The following is a 17,017-nucleotide window of genomic DNA, read 5'->3' as shown; positions in this document are numbered from 1 at the left end:
AGACTGGTTTCGATGCGTTTGTGGTTCCTGATTGCGCCCCTGCTGGCGCTGGCCGCCTGTTCGGGTGGCGGCGATGCGGGCAATGCCGCCGCCAGCACGCCCGCCTCTCCGGTTGCGTCGGCAACCGCGCCTGCGGGCAAGCAATGGCGCGACGTCGTTGCAAAAACCGATCTGGGCCACCGAATGGGCAATCCCGATGCACCGATCAAGCTGGTGGAGTATGGTTCGCGCATGTGCCCGACCTGCCGCAAGTTCGAACAGGACGGGTTCGATCCGCTGATCGAAAACTATGTGAACAGCGGCAAGGTCAGCTTCGAGTTCCGCGACTTCCTGGTCCATGGCGCGCTCGATCTGCCGACCACGATCCTCGGCGAATGTGTTGACGACGACGCCTTCTTCCCGGTGCTCGAACAGATGTTCCAGGCGCAGCCTGACTTCGCCGACAAGTTCACCAGCATGCCAGATTCTGCCAAGCAGCAGATGCAGACGATGGAGCCGACAAAAATCGCGGTCATGCTGGGCGAAAAGATGGGCGTGATCGATTTCATGCAGAAACGCGGTATGACCGCCGACAAGGCGCGCGCGTGCCTCACCGATCAGGCGACGATCGACCGGCTGAGCAAAGAGATGCAGCAGGCGGGGCAGAAGGGCGTCAGCGGCACCCCCAGTTTCTTCATCAACGGCGAACAGGTTGACGACGCCGTCACCTGGTCGCAGCTCGAACCGAAGCTGAAGGCGGCGGGCGCCTGATACCGCCGCACGGCGTTTCGGTGCCTATAAGGATGCACGGGTGCAGATAAAAAGGCTCCGGCTTTCGGGCTTCAAGAGCTTTGTCGAACCCGCCGACCTGCGCATCGAACCGGGGCTGACCGGCGTGGTCGGCCCCAATGGCTGCGGAAAGTCCAACCTGCTCGAAGCGCTGCGCTGGGCGATGGGGGAGAACAGCCCCAAATCGATGCGCGGTTCGGGGATGGAGGACGTGATCTTCGCCGGCACGGGCAGCCGGCCGCAGCGCGATTTCGCCGAAGTGTCGATCCTGGCCGAGGATGTCGGCGACGCGGACGAGGTAGAGATCGTGCGCCGTATCGAACGCGGCGCCGGGTCCGCATATCGCATCAACGGCCGCGATGTTCGTGCAAAGGATGTCGCGCTGCTGTTCGCCGATGCGGCGACGGGCGCGCATTCGCCCGCGCTGGTCAGCCAGGGCAGGATCAGCGCAGTCATCTCCGCCAAGCCCGCCGAGCGGCGGCAGATGCTGGAGGAAGCGGCGGGGATCGCCGGTCTGCATGTCCGGCGCAAGGACGCCGAACAGCGGCTGCGCGCGACCGAAGCCAATCTCGCCCGGCTGGACGAGGTTATTTCGGATCAGGACGCCCGCGCCGCCGCGCTTAAGCGCCAGGCACGGCAGGCGGAGAAATATCGCCGCCTGTCCGACGAAATCCGCATTGCCGAGGGGCGGATGATCTTCGCGCGCTGGCGCGACGCGGCAGAGGCGGAAAAAACCGCCAAGGCCGAAGCGGCAGCGGCAGAAGCGCTGGTGACCGAGCGCGCCGAAGCGCAGGCCGCCGCGGCAGCGCATCAACGCGCCGCCGCCGATGCGCTGGGCACCGCACGATCCGCCGCCTTTGCCGCGCGCGATGCCGCGAATGCCGCGCGCCACAAGCTGCAAACGCTGGAGACCGAGCGCGACACGCTGTGCCGCCGTCTGGGCGAACTGGAAACGGGGCTTTCGCGTATCGCCGACGATCGCGAACGCGAGGGCGAACTCGCCAATGATGCCAGTCAGGCGATTACGCGACTGACCGCCGAAGCAAAGGAACTCGACCAGCGGATCGCCGCGGCGACGGCGCGGATACCCGAACTCGACGCGCGGCTGGCCACCGCCGAACGCGATTCGCGCGATGCCGAGGTGGCGCTCGCACAGGCGCTCGCCGCGCAGGCGAGCGAGACTGCCGATGCGCGGGTCGCGCAAGCGGCACTTTCCGCAGCGCGCGAACGCCACCAGCGACACCAGCGCGACGTCAGCCGGATCGCGGACGAGATCGCGGCACTCGCCGATGAAGCACCGCTTGCCGCCGAACGCGATAGCTCGGCAAAGGCGCGCGTGGCGGCGCTCGACCATGCGGAAACCGCCCGCGAGCGCCTGAATCGCGCCGATGCGGATGAGGCTGCGGCGTTCGCCGAACAGGAACAGGCGCAAACGGTTCGCGCGGCCGCCCATGCCGACCTCGCCGCGCTCGACAGCGAGGCCGCCGCGCTGACCAAGGCGACCAAGCGCGATTCGGGCGACCGGCTGATCGATCATGTCAGTCCCGAACCGGGCTATGAACGCGCACTTGCCGCCGCGCTGGGCGACGATCTGGAAGCGGGGCTGGATGGTCAGGCGGATCGCTACTGGGCGGGCGCGGAGCCACAAGCCGGCGATCCCGACGCCGCGGCCGACACGTCACCGCTGGCCGACCATGTCGAAGCGCCACTCGCGCTCGCCCGGCGGCTGGCGCAGATTCTGGTCGCCGACACCGATCACGGCCAACCGCTCTCGGTCGGGCAAAGGCTGGTGACGCGCACAGGCACGCTGCGCCGCTGGGACGGCTATATCGCCAGGTCGGAGGGTGCGGCCGCCGCCGAACGGCTCGAACGCATCAACCGGCTGCGCGCGATCGCAGCGGCCCGCCCCGCCGCGCTTGCCGCCGTCGAGGCAGCCGATGCCGAACGCGCGAAAATCGAACACCGTATCGCAAAGGCGCGCAGCGACGCTGCCGAAGCCCGAGGCATGATTGAAACAAGCGAGCGTGAGGCGCGCGAGGCCGCCCGTAGCGAGGATCGCGCATCGGCCGCGCTGGAACGGCTGGCGGGGCAGCGCAGCGACCTGAACCAGCGGCGCGAGCGCGCGGAAAATGAACTGGCGGAGGCGAACGAGGCTCTCGATACGGCCGAACGCGCGGTGGCGGCGCTTCCCGATGGCAGCGCCACATCCGAACGCGTCGAACATCTGTCGCAAGCGGCACAGCAAAAACGCGGCGCAGTCGCAAGCGCGCGCGCCGAACGGCAGCGACTCGACGCCGATATCGCGCAGGCACGCGAACGGGCCGCCGTCGCCGCCGCCGATAGTCGCGGCTGGAAGTCGCGCGCCGGCGAAGCCACACGCCGCATCGCGCAGATCGACAAGCGCGAGGGCGAGTTGCGGCGCGAGAGCGAAGCGCTGGCCGACAGGCCCGCCGCACTCGACACCGCGATCGGCGAAGCGCACGACGCGGTCGAACGCGGCACGGTCGATGCCGAGGCAGCCGCAAGCGCCGAACAGCGCGCTGCCGACACGTTGCGCGATACCGAGGAAAAGGCGCGCATCGCTTCCGAATCGCTTTCCGAAGCACGCGAAGCGCGCGCGGGGGCGGCGGCGCGCGCGGAGAATCAGGAGGCGCGGCGGATCGAGATGGGCCGCGTGGCGGGCGAACGCTTCGAATGTCCGCCACCGCTGCTGCCGCAAAAAGCAGGGTTCGATTCGTCCGATGTCGCCACCCCGGCGCAAGAATCGGCGCGGCATGAAAAGCTGACGCTGGAACGCGAACGTATCGGCCCGGTCAATCTGGTCGCCGAAAGCGAGCTGCAGGAACTGGAGGACGCCGCGCAGTCCAACCTTGCCGAGCGCGAGGAACTGGGTCAGGCGGTCAACCGCCTGCGCGGATCGATCGGCACGCTGAACCGCGAAGGGCGTCAGCGCCTGACCGCCGCGTTCGAGGCGGTGGACGGCCATTTCCAACGCCTGTTCACCACGCTGTTCAACGGCGGCGCGGCGCATCTTGAAATGGTCGATTCGGACGATCCGCTCGCAGCGGGGCTGGAAATCATGGCGCAGCCGCCGGGGAAGAAGCTGCAATCGCTGACGCTGCTGTCGGGCGGCGAGCAGGCGCTGACCGCGGTTGCGCTGATCTTTGGCCTGTTCCTGACCAACCCCGCGCCGATCTGCGTACTGGACGAAGTCGATGCGCCGCTCGACGATGCCAATATCGACCGGTTCTGCGACCTTCTCGACCGGATGACGCGCGAAACGCGCACTCGCTATCTGATCGTCACGCACAATGCAGCGACGATGAGCCGCATGCATCGCCTGTTCGGCGTGACGATGGTCGAACAGGGGGTCAGCCGCCTTGTCTCGGTCGACCTCGGCACGGCGGAGGAACTGGTCGCGGCCGAATAGCCGCCGGCGACAATCCCCTGGCGACTATTGCCCGCGCGCCCGTTGATGGTGGCGGATCACCTCATCGATCACGAAACGCAGGAATTTTTCGGAAAATTCAGGGTCCAGATCGGCAGCGCTCGCCAGCCGCCGCAGCCGCTCTATCTGCTGCTCCTCGCGCCCCGGATCGGCGGGGGGCAGCCCTTTGTCCGCCTTGTACGCCCCGACCGCCTGGGTGATCTTGAACCGCTCGGCAAGCATATGGATCAGCGCCGCATCGATATTGTCGATGCTCTGGCGATAGCGTGCGAGCACATCATCGGTCATTCGGCGCGTCCCTCCGGTTGTACGAAAAGCCGCTTATCCATAGCGAGAGGCCCCGGCAACACTTGCGTTTGTCGCGGCTTGCCGCCACATCGCCAATTCGATGACCGCAACCGTTCTCCGCCTCGCCCCAAGCGACAAACCGACGCTCGATCCGATGATCAGCCTCGTCGCGAACGACATGAATCTGGTCAACAGCGTAATTCTGGACCGGATGCAGTCGGAAATCCCGCTGATCCCGGAACTTGCCGGTCACCTGATCGCCGGGGGCGGCAAACGCCTTCGCCCGATGCTGACGCTGGCGAGCGCACGACTGCTCGATTATTCGGGCGCGCGGCATCACAAGCTGGCGGCGGCGGTGGAGTTCATCCACACCGCGACGCTGCTGCACGACGATGTCGTCGATGGCTCCGACCTTCGCCGGGGAAAGCGTACCGCGAACCTTATCTGGGGCAATTCGGCCAGCGTGCTGGTCGGCGACTTCCTGTTTTCGCGCAGCTTCGAACTGATGGTCGAGGACGGCAGCCTGAAAGCGCTCAAAATCCTTGCCAACGCATCGGCCGTGATTGCCGAGGGCGAGGTCAATCAGTTGACCGCCGTTCGCCGCATCGAAACATCCGAAGAACGCTATCTAGAAATTATCGGCGCGAAAACGGCGGCGCTGTTCGCCGCCGCCTGCCGCATCGGCGCGGTCGTCGCCGAACGCAGCGAAGCCGATGAAGCGGCGCTCGACGCCTATGGCCGCAATCTGGGCATCGCGTTCCAGCTGGTCGACGACGCGATCGACTATACGTCCGATGCCGGGACGATGGGCAAGGATGCTGGCGACGATTTCCGCGAGGGGAAGATGACGCTGCCGGTGATCCTCGCTTATGCGCGCGGCGACGACGATGCGCGCAAATTCTGGAAGGACGCGGTCGAGGGGCGGCGCGACACCGATGCCGACCTTGCCGAAGCGATTGGACGCGTGCGTGATACCCGCGCGGTCGACGACACGCTGGCCCGGGCGCGGCATTACGGCCAGCGCGCGATCGACGCGATCAGCGGTTTCCCATCCGGCGCGGCCCGTGATGCGATGATCGAAGCGGTCGAATTCGCGGTGGCGCGGGCGTTTTAACCGCGTCGGTCCCTTTCGACCCAATAACGGGTATTGCGCCTTTGGTACGCCGGAAACGGGGCACGCGGTATGTCGCCGGCCTTAGCTCCGGAGCAGGCAATGCCTGACGCGCTTCCCATCCATGCGGTCTTACCCGACCTGCTGAACGTGCTTCGCACCGCGAGCAACGCCGTGCTCGTCGCGCCGCCGGGGGCGGGAAAGACGACCGCGGTCGCGCCCGCGCTGCTCAACGAAGACTGGTGCGGTGGCGAGATTCTGCTGCTCTCGCCGCGCCGGATCGCGGCGCGCGCGGCGGCCGAACGCATGGCGGCGCTTGCCGGGGAGCGACCGGGCGCAACCTTCGGCTATTCCACGCGAATGGACAGCAAACGGTCGGCCGCGACTCGCGTGACGGTCGTGACGGAAGGGATTTTCGTCAACCGGATTCAGGCCGATCCCGAACTGACCGGCGTTTCTGCGGTGCTGTTCGACGAGGTGCATGAGCGCAGCCTCGACAGCGATTTCGGCCTCGCCCTCGCGCTTGATGCGCAAGCGGGACTGCGGCCCGATCTGCGCATAGTGGCGATGTCCGCGACACTCGACGGCGCGCGCTTTTCGCAGCTCATGGGCGAAGCGCCGGTGATCGAAAGCGAAGGGCGCAGCTATCCGCTCGACCTGCGCCATGTCGGGCGAAACGCCGAAAACAGGATCGAGGATTTGATGGCCGCCGCGATTCGTCGCGCGCTTGGCGAAACCGATGGCGGCATCCTTGCCTTCCTGCCCGGCGTGGCGGAAATCGAACGCACGGCCGAGCGGTTGACCGACCTTGACGATGCGATCGCGCTTCACCGCCTTCACGGCAGTCTGGACCCCGCCGCGCAGCGCGCCGCCATCGCGCCCGATGACGGGGGGCGGCGCAAGCTGGTGCTCGCCACAGCGATTGCCGAAACATCGCTGACGCTGGACGGCATTCGCGTGGTGATCGATTCGGGGCTGGCGCGCCGCCCGCGCTATGACCGGGCGGGCGGCATGACCCGGCTGGTCACCGAACGCGCGAGCCAGGCGGCGGTCACCCAGCGCGCTGGCCGTGCCGCGCGGCAGGGACCGGGGATCGCCTATCGCCTGTGGGAAGCGGCGGCGACTGCCGGCCTTCCCCCGTTCGACCCGCCAGAAATTCTTGAAGCCGACCTGTCGGCGCTGACGCTCGATTGCGCGCTGTGGGGGGTGAACGATCCGCGAAGCCTGTGCTGGCTCGATCCCCCACCCGAAGCGGCGGTGGCAGAGGCACGCCAGCGGCTGGCTACGCTGGGTGCGCTCGACGGCGATGGCAGGCCGACCGCGCACGGCGCGCGGATCGCGCGCCTGCCACTGCCGCCCCGGCTTGCCCATATGCTGGTGCGCGCCGGCGAAGGCGGGTTCGCGGACGTGGCGGCGGAAGTGGCAGTTCTGCTCGGCGAACGCGGGCTTGGCGGCAGTGACGCCGATCTGGAACAGCGGATGCGGCGATGGCGCGGCGAGCGCGGACGCCGCGCAACGGCGGCGCGCAAGCTGGCGGCGCGCTGGACCGGACTGGCCGATGGCAAGCGCGAACGCCAGGCCGCTCCCATGGACGATTCGCTCGCGCTGTCGGTCGCGCTTGCCTTTCCCGACCGGGTGGCGCGGCGGCGCGACGCATCGGGTGAGCGCTGGTTGTCGGTCAGCGGGCGCGGCTTCCGGCTCGATCCCGCTTCCCCGCTGGCGCGCAGCGAATGGCTGGCGGTGGCGGAAACGCAGGGGAGCGCGGCGGGCGCGCGCATCCTGTCGGCCGCGCCGTTTGACGCGGACGCAATCGAATCGCTGTTCGCCGACCGCATCGAAACGCGCCGGAATGTCCGATTCGATCCTGCATCGGGTGCGGTTGTGGCAGAGCGGGCAAGGCTGCTCGGCGCGATCCGCCTTTTGGCGGGGCCGGACAGCGATGCCGACCCGGCGGAAATCGCCGATGCGCTGGTCGCGGGCGTGCGCGATCATGGCCTCGCCCTCCTGCCCTGGCCCCCGGCCGCCGCCGCGCTGCGTACCCGTGCCGCCTTTGCCGGGGAAACCGCGCTGGAAGACGCGGCGCTAATCGATCGCATCGACGAATGGCTACCGCCGCTCGTCACGGGCAAGCGACGCCTCGACCGGATCGAGCCACAGGCGCTGATCCATGCGCTTGAAGCGCTGCTTGGCTGGGACTCGCTGCAGGCTGTCAACCGGATCGCGCCGCGTCAGTTCACCTCGCCCGCCGGTTCGAGTCATGAAATCGACTATACCGCGGATGGCGGGCCGCGGGTCGAACTGCGCGTTCAGGCGCTGTTCGGGCTGGCCGACCATCCGGTGATCGGGCGCAACCGGGTGCCGCTGGTGCTCAGCCTCACCTCGCCTGCCGGACGGCCGATTCAGACGACGCGCGACCTGCCGGGTTTCTGGGCGGGAAGCTGGCAGGCGGTGGCGCGCGAAATGCGCGGCCGCTACCCCAAACACCCCTGGCCGGACGACCCGGCGGGCGCATCGGCGACGCTGCGCACCAAAAAGGCGGATGCAAGGCGAAGCGAATCGCGCTAATCGGGCGTTGATCGATCGAACAGGATAAAGGGAAATACCATCGTGGCTGTCGCGCGAATCTATCAGCGCCCGAAAAATGCGATGCAGTCGGGCCGCGCCCGCACCGACCGATGGGTGGTCGAATTCGAACAGACATCGCCGCAGGAACCCGATCCGCTGACCGGCTGGGCCGGCCATGCGAATACGCGGACGCAGGTGCGGATGAACTTCCCCACACTGGAGGCCGCGAAGGACTATGCCATGCGCGAAGGGCATGAATTCCACGTCGTGCCCTCGCCCACCCGAACGCTGAAGCTTCAGGCCTATGCCGACAATTTCCGCTGATCCGGTGACGGCGCGGTAATCACGCCGCGCCGCCGCGTCAGATCATGTCGGACGGCGTGATGTTGATGATCACGTCGCGCACCGTGGTGAAGACCAGCAGAACGGTAGCGACCAATAGCGCCGAAAGCGTACCGATCAGCGCGAAAAGCACGCGGTACAGCCAGATGAACCACATATCGCTCAATCCCTGAAATTCACCCACCGGCAAGGTGAGGAGGAGCAGGAGCACGACCGATCCCAGCAACGTCGCCGTCGCCAGCCGCGAAATGCGATAGATGTTGCGATAGAAATCGGGTCCGAATTCGGCCTCCGCCCGGTGCGCCATGCCGATCAGCGTCAGCATCAGCGCCAGCGTGGTCGCCGATGCGGTGGCCATCGCCGACCCGAAATACAGCCCGGCCCGCGAAAGCTGGTTGATCAGGTCGATCGCCTTCGCATCGGAATATACCTGCCCCACCGCATAATATGCGCCGGCCGCCAGCAGGAATGTCGCGACCGCGCCGATCCATGCCCAGTTTCGTGTGTTCATCGCCATTGCCGGGGGTAATGCCACGGCGCGCCGCGATGTTCCTTAATCTCGCTCACCCAGCATGCCCGCGCCGAGCAGCAGGAGCAGTTTCACGTCCATCGCGAATCCGTCCTTCCGGCGTGCAGCGACATAATCGGCGATGTCCGAAAGCGGCACGCGATGCACGTTGATATCCTCATCCGCAACGCCGCCGCCCTGTCCAACCCGAACCAGTTCGCTTGCGCGCACCAGCGTGAACCCTTCGGACGCCATGCCGGGGGATGAGAAGAATTCGCCAAGATTTTCGATCTTTCCGGTGCGATAGCCGGTTTCTTCTTCCAGTTCGCGCGCCGCCGCCGCCTCGGGCGCCTCATTATCGCCTTCATCGCCCACCAGCCCGGCGGGTAGTTCAAGGCAGCGGCGACCCAGCGGGGCGCGATATTGATCGACCAGCAGCACATCGCCCTCCACAATCGCCAGAATCACTGCGGCGCGAATCCCGCGCGACCGGCTTACGAACTCCCATCGCCCCTGTTTCTTCGCGGTGATCCAGTCGCCCTGCCATTTGATCTCGATTGGCTTGTCGGCGTCGTGATTGTTCAAAGTTCGATCAACCTGTCGGGAAGTTCATTGGGATTGCCCGCGCTTTTGGGGAAAGTCTCGGACAAAACCTCGCCCATCGCGGCGATTGCGGCGATCATGCCGCCCGCCGTATCGCCCCTTCGCACATGATCGACCAGCGCCGCCATGGCATCGCCCCAGCGTTCGGCGGGCACTTTGCCGTGGATCGCTTCATCGGCGACAATCTCCGCCATATGTTCGTCTAGCGAAAGGTACAGCAGGATGCCGACGCGCGTCGCGGTGCGTTTCTCCGCCGATGCGCGGAACAGCGCGACCGCGCGCCGTCGCACCCGGCGCGAACGGGTGGCGCGCGGGGTGAGCGCGAGGCGGAGCCGGCCCCATTCCAGCGCATAGCGAAGGATCAGAAACGCGATCGCCTGTACGATCAGCACCACGACCAGCATTTCGGGAAGGCTCGGCGCTTCCCATCCGCTGGTGAACCAGCTCAGCTTGGCCTGCAACAGGCCCGGAAACAACGCGAAGAGCGCCGGGACCAGCAGCACGCCGAGCAGCGTATAGTGCAGCGCGACGTCGCGATATTCGTGCGAAGACCGCGCGATGATCGTCACGATCTCGCCATCGGTGCCGGTTTCGGCCGACGCAACCGCGCTCGCCACGCGGACATGGTCTTCGCCGCTAAGCGCACGACGCGCCATCACCATCCCCCCGACGCGCCGCCACCGCCGAACGAACCGCCGCCGCCCGAAAAGCCGCCGCCACCGAAACCACCGCCGCCAAAGCCGCCGGAGGAACCGCCGCCCCAGCCCGATCCGCCGCCGCCAAAGCCCGGTCCCCAGATCACCACCGGCCCGATGCCGCGGCGATAGCGCCGCCCGCGCGCACGACCGAACAGCATCGGCATCACCACGAAGAACAATATGGCGATCCAGAACAGGCCGACGATCCAGCCCGATCCGTCGTCGCCGCTGCCGCTCGCTTGCTGTCTGGCGTCCAGTTTCTGCTTGGCGCGCTGTTCGGCTGCCTCCAGCGGCAATTTCATCTGCTGCGCGATCGCCGCCGATCCGGCCATGATCCCGGCCGCCATGTCGCCTTTCCTGAACTGGGGCAGAATGTCGTCATGAATGATCATGCTCGACAACGCATCGGTCATGATCGGTTCCAGCCCGTACCCGACCTCAATCCGCACGCGCCGTTCCTTGGGCGCGACGATCAGGATGATGCCGTTATTGGCCTTCGCCTGCCCGATCTTCCACGCGCGGCCCAGCCGGTATCCGTAATCCTCGATCGGATAGCCCTGCAGGTCGGGAATCGTCGCGACCACGAACTGCCGCCCCGACGCCTGTTCGATTTGTGCGGAAAGCTGGTCAAGCTGTTGTTCCTGCGCGGGCGTCAGCAGGTTCGCCGCATCGACCACCCTGCCGGTCAGCTTGGGAAAAGTCTGCGCCGATACGGGCAGCGCCATCACCAGCAGTGCGATCAGGGCCGCCATCGCGACGACAAAGCAGTTCCTCCGGGCCGCGCCTGACCGGCGCGCAACTCTATCTCCGTCCGGGACCGTTACGTGACGTTCGGCCATCATCCCGGCCTCAATTCATATTCCCGAAATCGACCGTCGGTGCGACATCGGCATTGGGCGTCGTCGCCTGATACGGAACCATCGGCTTCGATCCGTAAAACACCTTGGCACCGATCGCATCGGGAAAGGTGCGGATGGTGGTGTTATAGTCCTGCACCGCCGAATTATAATCGCGAATGGCGATCGCGATGCGGTTTTCGGTCCCCTCAAGCTGGCTCATCAGCGTCTGGAAATTGCCCTGGCTCTTCAGGTCGGGATAGGATTCGACCGTCGCGAGCAACCGGCTGAGCGATCCGTTCAGATTGCCCTGCGCCTGCGCGAACTGCTGCATCTTGTCCGGGTTGGTCAGGTCGCCGGTCGAAACATTCACCTGAGTCGCCCGCGCGCGCGCATTGACGACATCGGACAGGATCTTGTCCTCCGACTGCGCCGATGCCTTCACCGTCGACACCAGATTAGGGATCAGGTTCGCGCGCCGTTGATAATCGGCCTGCACATCGGCCCAGCGCGCTTTCGCATTCTCTTCGGCCGTCGGCACGCTGTTCAGCCCGCAGGCCGTCAGGGTTACCGCCATGGCCAGTGCCATCACCGCTTTCAGCCGCATGGGTGAATCGCCTCCCGGAAAAAACAAACCTTGTCTTTGCCCCTTGTAACGACGCAGGATCGCCGAGGCGACGGAAAACTGGCTCCGCCGCCCGCCTTGCAGGAGACGATACCGCCGATGTTCGCCGAATTCCGCAAATTCGTGATGCGGGGTAATGTCCTCGACCTTGCCGTCGCCGTCATCATTGGCGCCGCGTTCGCCACGATCACCAAATCGCTGACCGACGATATCATCATGCCGGTGGTCGGCTGGATTTTCGGCGGTTTCGATTTTTCGAGCTATTTCATCCGGCTCGGCCCGGTGCCGGAGGGATATCACGGTTCGCTGTCCAACTATGCCGCGCTCAAGGAGGCCGGGGTGCCGCTGTTCGGCTATGGCAAATTCGCCACGACGTTGATCAACTTCCTGATCCTCGCCTTCATCGTCTTCCTGATCGTGCGCGCGGTGAACCGGATGCTCGCCGCGTTCGAGGAACAGAAGCCCGAACTACCCGCCGCCGAACCGACCGATGTCGTGCTGCTGCGCGAAATCCGTGACGAATTGCGCAAACGCCCGGCCGAATAACGCGCGTCAGGCGGCGGCGAGATCTTCCGCATTGGCATCGGCCAGGCTGGTGCCATCCAGAATCCGCGCCGTTTCGTCGCGCACCCGCGCCATGGCGATCCGGATCGCGCAACTCGCCTCATCCGCGCAATCCTTGCAGGGTTTGTAGGCGGTGCGGCTGACGCACGGGACCAGCGCGAGCGGCCCTTCGATCACCCGGATCACTTCGCCCAGCGAAATCAGGTGAGTCGGTTTCGACAGGCAATATCCACCCATCTTGCCGCGATGCGAATGGATCATCCCGGCGGTGCGCAGATCGGCCAGGATCAGTTCGAGGAACTTGCGCGGCACATTGGCCTGCGCCGAAATCCGCTTCATCGGGATCGGTGCGCTGCCCAGCGGGTGCCGGGCCAGATAAAGCATCGCGCGAAGGGCGTATCGGGATCGTTGGGTCAACATGGTCACCGCGCACCTGCACCCGCATTGTGGCCAACGAATGACCGAAGCCCGGCTTTTCGCATGCGCCGCCTTTTCATCGACGGTGAAATCACTATATGGGATGGTGTCGGTTTCGGCCGGCTATGGCGATAAATCATGATGTGCAATAGGCACAGCGGACCCGGGGGCAGTACCCGGCGGCTCCACCATCTGCGCCGAGACCGTCGATCAGCACGCATGAAGCGTACCGATCGAGCGGCTCAGCTGATGGGGCCGAACCAGGATCGACGTGTGTTGAAAAGCATTGTTTTCGCTCGGAATGGGACCACCGCGACGGCCCATATTCACAAGTGCCAACGATAACGAAGCACTCGCTATTGCGGCGTAATCCAACGGCCTAACGGCCAAGGATTACTCTAAAATGCGCGGTTGGACCGCACCGGGCAACAGAAGCGGATTCCGGCGGCCGCCGGGGGGGCCGAGCAACAGAAACCCCCCGGACTTTCCTTGCCATGCGGCGCATCGGGCAACAGGAAGCCCCCCATTTCCTGTCATCCGCCGGCGAGCGCCTAATGCCGCGCTGAATTGACCTGAACCCATCGAAATATCGTCATTGCGCGCCCCGTCGGGGCACGGCAATCCAGACGCGACCGGTGTTACTCCGTGTCGAGGGCCGTCCATGCAAGGCGCATCGCGCCGTCGCTACCGCCCTCTTCACGATGTCGACACAGTCAGTGCCTGAGGCTTAACGCGTCTTGCTGTTATGCGGGCAGCAACAGCCGCGCGGTGGTGCGGTCTTCACGCAGCAGATCGAACGTGCCGTTCAGCTGTTCGGCCAGCATCGCGGCGATGCGCAGGCCCAGGCTGTCGCTCGCCTCGATCGAAAATCCTTCGGGCAGGCCGTGGCCGTCGTCGCGCACCTCCACCTTCACCAGATCGTTGCCGTCACGCGCCAGATGCACTTCGATATGTCCCGCATCGCGATCGCGAAACCCGTGTTCGATCGCGTTCGCCATCGCTTCGGCAACGATCAGCGCCAGCGGCACCGCCGCGTCGGGATTGAGCGCGGCATCGTCCGCGACATTGATCGTACAGCGGATGCCGGTGCGCCCGCTTGCTTCGACCACATCGGCGCAGAGCGGTTCCAGAAATTCTCGAATCGTGCGCGTCGCGCCACTGGCCGAATAGAGCTGGCGGCTGATCCTGCCGATCAACGCCAGCCTGCGCGACGCCTCATCCAGCGCGGCGCGCCCCGCTTCATCGCCCACCTGCCGTTTCTGCAGCGACAGCAGGCCCGCCGCCACCTGCAGATTGTTCGACACGCGGTGCTGCAACTCGCGGAACAGCAATTCGCGCGTTTCGGCAAGCTGGCGACTGGTTTCGCGCTCCTTCGCCAGATTCGCGTTGGCGCGCTGCATCCAGTGGATGATCACGATGTCGGTGGCGACGACGAAGATATAGAAGCCAAGCGCGACGCCGCCGCCGCGAAGCAGCGCGAAACTGTCGAACACGGGGATGAAGAAGTACCACGAACACAGACCGCAAACCGCCGCCACGGCCGCGCCCCAACGCGATCCGAACAGGAAGGAGGCGATAACGACTGCGGGGAAAAAAGTGACATAGGGAAAGCCCGGCGGCAGCCCACGATCGACCGCGAAGCGAAGGAACAGGGCAAACGCCACCAGCGCCGCAACCACGCAGCCCGCCAGCAGCGGCCGGCCGCGCGCCAGTGGCAGCCGTTCCAGAAAGCGGACGCGATCACCTGCGTCTCGCGATGCAATGTCAGAAATAGCCGCGCCCCTTTTCGATACGCTGAAACATAAAAGCCGGCCGAGCTGCGCCGCAGTCTGACGCAAACATTGGCGCAGCGCAACGAAAGTGTTTTGGGCGGTTCTCCAAAACGAAAAAGGGGCCGGCGGATCGCCGACCCCTTTCGCGTTTTCGAACGATCGACGGGGCGATCAGTCCTCGGTGATGAACGACGGCAGTCCGATATCGCCGCCATCGTCATCGCCCTTGGGCTTGTCGCCGCGATCACGCCGCGGGCCGCGCCCGCCACGGCCACCGCGATCGCCGCCCCGGTCACCGCGTTCGCGGCGCGGACCGCGATCGCCCCGGTCACCACGCGGTTCGCGCGGCGGACGGGTGTCCTCCAGCTCCTCGCCGGTTTCCTGATCGACGACGCGCATCGACAGGCGAACCTTGCCGCGCGGATCGATTTCAAGAACCTTGACCTTCACTTCCTGGCCTTCGGACACGACGTCCGAAGGCTTTTCGACGCGCTCATTCTTCATTTCGGAAACGTGGACGAGACCGTCCTTGCCACCCATGAAGTTCACGAACGCACCGAAATCGACGATGTTGACGACCTTGCCGTTATAGACCTTGCCGACTTCGGGTTCTTCGACGATGCCCTTGATCCAGTTCATCGCGGCTTCGATCTGGCTGGGGTCAGACGAAGAAATCTTGATCTGGCCCTCATCGTCGATGTCGACCTTCGCGCCCGTGGTGGCGACGATCTCGCGAATCACCTTGCCGCCGGTGCCGATAACTTCGCGAATCTTGGTCTTGTCGATCTGCATCGTTTCGATGCGCGGCGCATGTTCGGAGATGCTCTCACGCGTATGGTCGAGCGCCTTGGCCATTTCGCCCAGGATATGCGCGCGGCCTTCCTTCGCCTGTGCCAGCGCGACCTTCATGATCTCCTCGGTGATGCCGGCGACCTTGATATCCATCTGAAGCGAGGTGATGCCTTCGCTGGTGCCTGCGACCTTGAAGTCCATATCGCCCAGATGATCTTCATCACCCAGAATGTCGGAAAGGATGGCGTAATCCTTGCCTTCGAGGATCAGGCCCATCGCGATGCCCGAAACGGGGCGCTTCAACGGCACGCCTGCATCCATCATCGACAGCGAACCGCCGCATACCGTCGCCATCGACGACGAACCGTTCGATTCGGTGATGTCCGACAGAACACGGATCGTGTACGGGAATTCCTCGGCATCGGGCAGGACCGGATGCAGCGCGCGCCATGCCAGCTTGCCATGACCGATCTCGCGACGGCCCGGCGCGCCGAAGCGGCCGACTTCCCCGACCGAATAGGGCGGGAAGTTGTAGTGCAGCATGAAGCGCTGATACGACAGGCCCGGCAGGCCGTCGATCATCTGTTCGGCGTCCTTGGTGCCCAGCGTCGTGGTGCAGATCGACTGAGTCTCACCGCGGGTGAACAGCGCCGAACCGTGCGCGCGCGGCAGGAAGTGGACCATCGCCTCGATAGGGCGAACCTGCTTGGTATTGCGCCCGTCGATCCGCTTGCCGTCCTTCAGGATGGCGGTGCGGACGATTTCGGCTTCCAGCTTCTTGACCGTCTTGCCGGCAGTCATCTGCTCCTGGCCCTCGGCATCGGCGAATGCCGCCTTCACCTTGGCACGCGCTTCGTTGAGCGCGGCCGACCGGTCGGACTTGTCGGTCAGCTTGTACGCAGCCGCGATGTCCTTGCCGACCAGGTCCTTGATCTTCTTCTTCATCGCAGAACCGTCGCCCTGCTCGGCGAGTTCCCACGGCTCCTTGGCGGCCTGTTCGGCCAGATCGATGATCGCGCCGATGACCTTTTTCGAAGCGTCGTGCGCGAACATCACCGCGCCCAGCATTTCATCTTCCGAAAGCTCCTTGGCTTCGGATTCGACCATCATCACGGCGTCGTGCGTTGCGGCGACGACCAGATCGAGATCGCCTTCCTTGCACGCTTCGAGCGAGGGGTTGAGCTGATATTCGCCATCCTTGTACCCGACGCGCGCCGCGCCGATCGGGCCCATGAACGGCACGCCCGAGATGGTCAGCGCCGCGCTCGCCGCATACATTGCGACGATGTCGGGTTCATTCTCTCCGTCATAGGAGAGTACCTGACAGATCACGTTGATTTCGTTGTAGAACCCTTCGGGGAACAGCGGACGGATCGGACGGTCGATCAGGCGGCTGGTCAGCGTTTCCTTTTCGGTCGCGCCACGCTCGCGCTTGAAAAAGCCGCCCGGAATGCGCCCGGCGGCCGAGAATTTTTCCTGATAATGGACGGTCAGCGGAAAGAAGTCCTGGCCTTCCTTCACCGACTTTGCGGCCGTGACGGCGCACAGCACTACCGTATCGCCGAGCGTCGCGAGCACCGCGCCGTCGGCCTGCCGCGCAACGCGGCCCGTTTCGAGGCTGAGGGTCTGTCCGCCCAGCTCGATTTCCACTTTCTTCATGTCAAACATTGCATTTCCTTC

The 17,017-nt window shown here is 65.3% G+C and carries 15 protein-coding genes and 1 other RNA gene; 7 read left to right on the top strand and 9 right to left on the bottom strand.

Annotation, left to right across the window (positions count from 1 at the left end; translation table 11 throughout):
- Positions 1-12 precede the first annotated feature (12 nt).
- Positions 13-750, top strand: a complete 738-nt coding sequence (locus KY084_RS04745) for a DsbA family protein (RefSeq protein WP_219237286.1) — start codon at positions 13-15, stop codon at positions 748-750.
- A gap of 40 nt (positions 751-790) precedes the next feature.
- Positions 791-4,198, top strand: a complete 3,408-nt coding sequence (smc, locus tag KY084_RS04740; RefSeq protein WP_219237285.1) for a chromosome segregation protein SMC — start codon at positions 791-793, stop codon at positions 4,196-4,198.
- A gap of 24 nt (positions 4,199-4,222) precedes the next feature.
- Here smc and KY084_RS04735 read toward each other — a convergent pair whose 3' ends face one another.
- On the bottom strand, positions 4,223-4,504 hold the full coding sequence (locus tag KY084_RS04735) for a chorismate mutase (RefSeq protein WP_219237284.1): 282 nt from the start codon (positions 4,502-4,504) through the stop codon (positions 4,223-4,225).
- A gap of 100 nt (positions 4,505-4,604) precedes the next feature.
- On the opposite strand from KY084_RS04735, the gene KY084_RS04730 reads away from it, so the two are divergent.
- The 3 genes from KY084_RS04730 to KY084_RS04720 all read left to right on the top strand — a co-directional run bounded on the left by KY084_RS04730 (position 4,605) and on the right by KY084_RS04720 (position 8,504).
- On the top strand, positions 4,605-5,618 hold the full coding sequence (locus KY084_RS04730) for a polyprenyl synthetase family protein (protein ID WP_219237283.1): 1,014 nt from the start codon (positions 4,605-4,607) through the stop codon (positions 5,616-5,618).
- Between the two features lie 99 nt (positions 5,619-5,717).
- Entirely contained in the window at positions 5,718-8,180 is a 2,463-nt protein-coding gene (gene hrpB, locus KY084_RS04725; RefSeq protein WP_219237282.1) for an ATP-dependent helicase HrpB, read from the top strand.
- 42 nt (positions 8,181-8,222) lie between these two features.
- The gene (locus tag KY084_RS04720) at positions 8,223-8,504 is read left to right on the top strand and encodes an NADH dehydrogenase ubiquinone Fe-S protein 4 (RefSeq protein WP_219237281.1); all 282 of its coding nucleotides are present in this window, start codon (positions 8,223-8,225) and stop codon (positions 8,502-8,504) included.
- A 37-nt stretch (positions 8,505-8,541) separates the two neighbouring features.
- Here the strand turns inward: KY084_RS04720 and KY084_RS04715 are convergent, their stop codons facing one another.
- The 5 genes from KY084_RS04715 to KY084_RS04695 form a co-directional block, all read right to left on the bottom strand.
- Positions 8,542-9,033: a hypothetical protein gene (locus tag KY084_RS04715; RefSeq protein ID WP_219237280.1), complete on the bottom strand. Its 492-nt coding sequence runs from the start codon at positions 9,031-9,033 to the stop codon at positions 8,542-8,544.
- A gap of 42 nt (positions 9,034-9,075) precedes the next feature.
- The gene (locus KY084_RS04710) at positions 9,076-9,615 is read right to left on the bottom strand and encodes an NUDIX hydrolase (protein WP_219237279.1); all 540 of its coding nucleotides are present in this window, start codon (positions 9,613-9,615) and stop codon (positions 9,076-9,078) included.
- Positions 9,612-10,289 carry a TPM domain-containing protein gene (locus tag KY084_RS04705; RefSeq protein ID WP_219237278.1) on the bottom strand — a complete coding sequence of 226 codons (678 nt, stop codon included), beginning with the start codon at positions 10,287-10,289 and terminating at the stop codon, positions 9,612-9,614. Before KY084_RS04705 ends, KY084_RS04710 begins: the two co-directional genes overlap by 4 nt.
- Positions 10,289-11,083 carry a TPM domain-containing protein gene (locus KY084_RS04700; protein WP_219237277.1) on the bottom strand — a complete coding sequence of 265 codons (795 nt, stop codon included), beginning with the start codon at positions 11,081-11,083 and terminating at the stop codon, positions 10,289-10,291. Before KY084_RS04700 ends, KY084_RS04705 begins: the two co-directional genes overlap by 1 nt.
- Positions 11,084-11,180: 97 nt before the next feature.
- Entirely contained in the window at positions 11,181-11,774 is a 594-nt protein-coding gene (locus KY084_RS04695; protein WP_219237276.1) for a LemA family protein, read from the bottom strand.
- A 117-nt stretch (positions 11,775-11,891) separates the two neighbouring features.
- Between KY084_RS04695 and mscL the strand changes: the two genes are divergently transcribed.
- A complete protein-coding gene (mscL, locus tag KY084_RS04690) occupies positions 11,892-12,338 on the top strand; it encodes a large conductance mechanosensitive channel protein MscL (RefSeq protein WP_219237402.1) in 447 nt (148 codons plus the stop codon).
- A 6-nt stretch (positions 12,339-12,344) separates the two neighbouring features.
- Here mscL and KY084_RS04685 read toward each other — a convergent pair whose 3' ends face one another.
- Positions 12,345-12,776 (bottom strand): RrF2 family transcriptional regulator, encoded by a 432-nt coding sequence (locus KY084_RS04685; RefSeq protein ID WP_219237401.1) that lies wholly within the window; start codon positions 12,774-12,776, stop codon positions 12,345-12,347.
- Between the two features lie 66 nt (positions 12,777-12,842).
- Here KY084_RS04685 and ssrA point away from each other — a divergent pair.
- Positions 12,843-13,216: a transfer-messenger RNA gene (gene ssrA, locus KY084_RS04680) on the top strand.
- A gap of 300 nt (positions 13,217-13,516) precedes the next feature.
- On the opposite strand, the gene KY084_RS04675 is transcribed toward ssrA, so the two are convergent.
- The gene (locus KY084_RS04675; RefSeq protein WP_246586874.1) at positions 13,517-14,611 is read right to left on the bottom strand and encodes a sensor histidine kinase; all 1,095 of its coding nucleotides are present in this window, start codon (positions 14,609-14,611) and stop codon (positions 13,517-13,519) included.
- A gap of 105 nt (positions 14,612-14,716) precedes the next feature.
- The gene (gene pnp, locus KY084_RS04670; RefSeq protein ID WP_219237275.1) at positions 14,717-17,005 is read right to left on the bottom strand and encodes a polyribonucleotide nucleotidyltransferase; all 2,289 of its coding nucleotides are present in this window, start codon (positions 17,003-17,005) and stop codon (positions 14,717-14,719) included.
- Positions 17,006-17,017 lie beyond the last annotated feature (12 nt).

This window comes from Stakelama flava, from assembly GCF_019351405.1.
Taxonomy (GTDB): Bacteria; Pseudomonadota; Alphaproteobacteria; order Sphingomonadales; family Sphingomonadaceae; genus Sphingomonas; species Sphingomonas flava_A.
Note: the sequence above shows the minus strand (reverse complement) of the source record. Positions and strands in the feature narration are given on the sequence as shown.

Bases quoted from the DNA above. Each gene is read 5' to 3' on its own strand.
- KY084_RS04745 (WP_219237286.1), top strand. From the start codon at position 13: ATGCGTTTGTGGTTCCTGATTGCGCCCCTGCTGGCGCTGGCCGCCTGT.
- KY084_RS04735 (WP_219237284.1), bottom strand. From the start codon at position 4,504: ATGACCGATGATGTGCTCGCACGCTATCGCCAGAGCATCGACAATATC.
- KY084_RS04730 (WP_219237283.1), top strand. From the start codon at position 4,605: ATGACCGCAACCGTTCTCCGCCTCGCCCCAAGCGACAAACCGACGCTC.
- hrpB (WP_219237282.1), top strand. From the start codon at position 5,718: ATGCCTGACGCGCTTCCCATCCATGCGGTCTTACCCGACCTGCTGAAC.
- KY084_RS04715 (WP_219237280.1), bottom strand. From the start codon at position 9,033: ATGAACACACGAAACTGGGCATGGATCGGCGCGGTCGCGACATTCCTG.
- KY084_RS04705 (WP_219237278.1), bottom strand. From the start codon at position 10,289: ATGGCGCGTCGTGCGCTTAGCGGCGAAGACCATGTCCGCGTGGCGAGC.
- KY084_RS04700 (WP_219237277.1), bottom strand. From the start codon at position 11,083: ATGGCGGCCCTGATCGCACTGCTGGTGATGGCGCTGCCCGTATCGGCG.
- KY084_RS04695 (WP_219237276.1), bottom strand. From the start codon at position 11,774: ATGCGGCTGAAAGCGGTGATGGCACTGGCCATGGCGGTAACCCTGACG.
- mscL (WP_219237402.1), top strand. From the start codon at position 11,892: ATGTTCGCCGAATTCCGCAAATTCGTGATGCGGGGTAATGTCCTCGAC.
- KY084_RS04685 (WP_219237401.1), bottom strand. From the start codon at position 12,776: ATGTTGACCCAACGATCCCGATACGCCCTTCGCGCGATGCTTTATCTG.
- pnp (WP_219237275.1), bottom strand. From the start codon at position 17,005: ATGTTTGACATGAAGAAAGTGGAAATCGAGCTGGGCGGACAGACCCTC.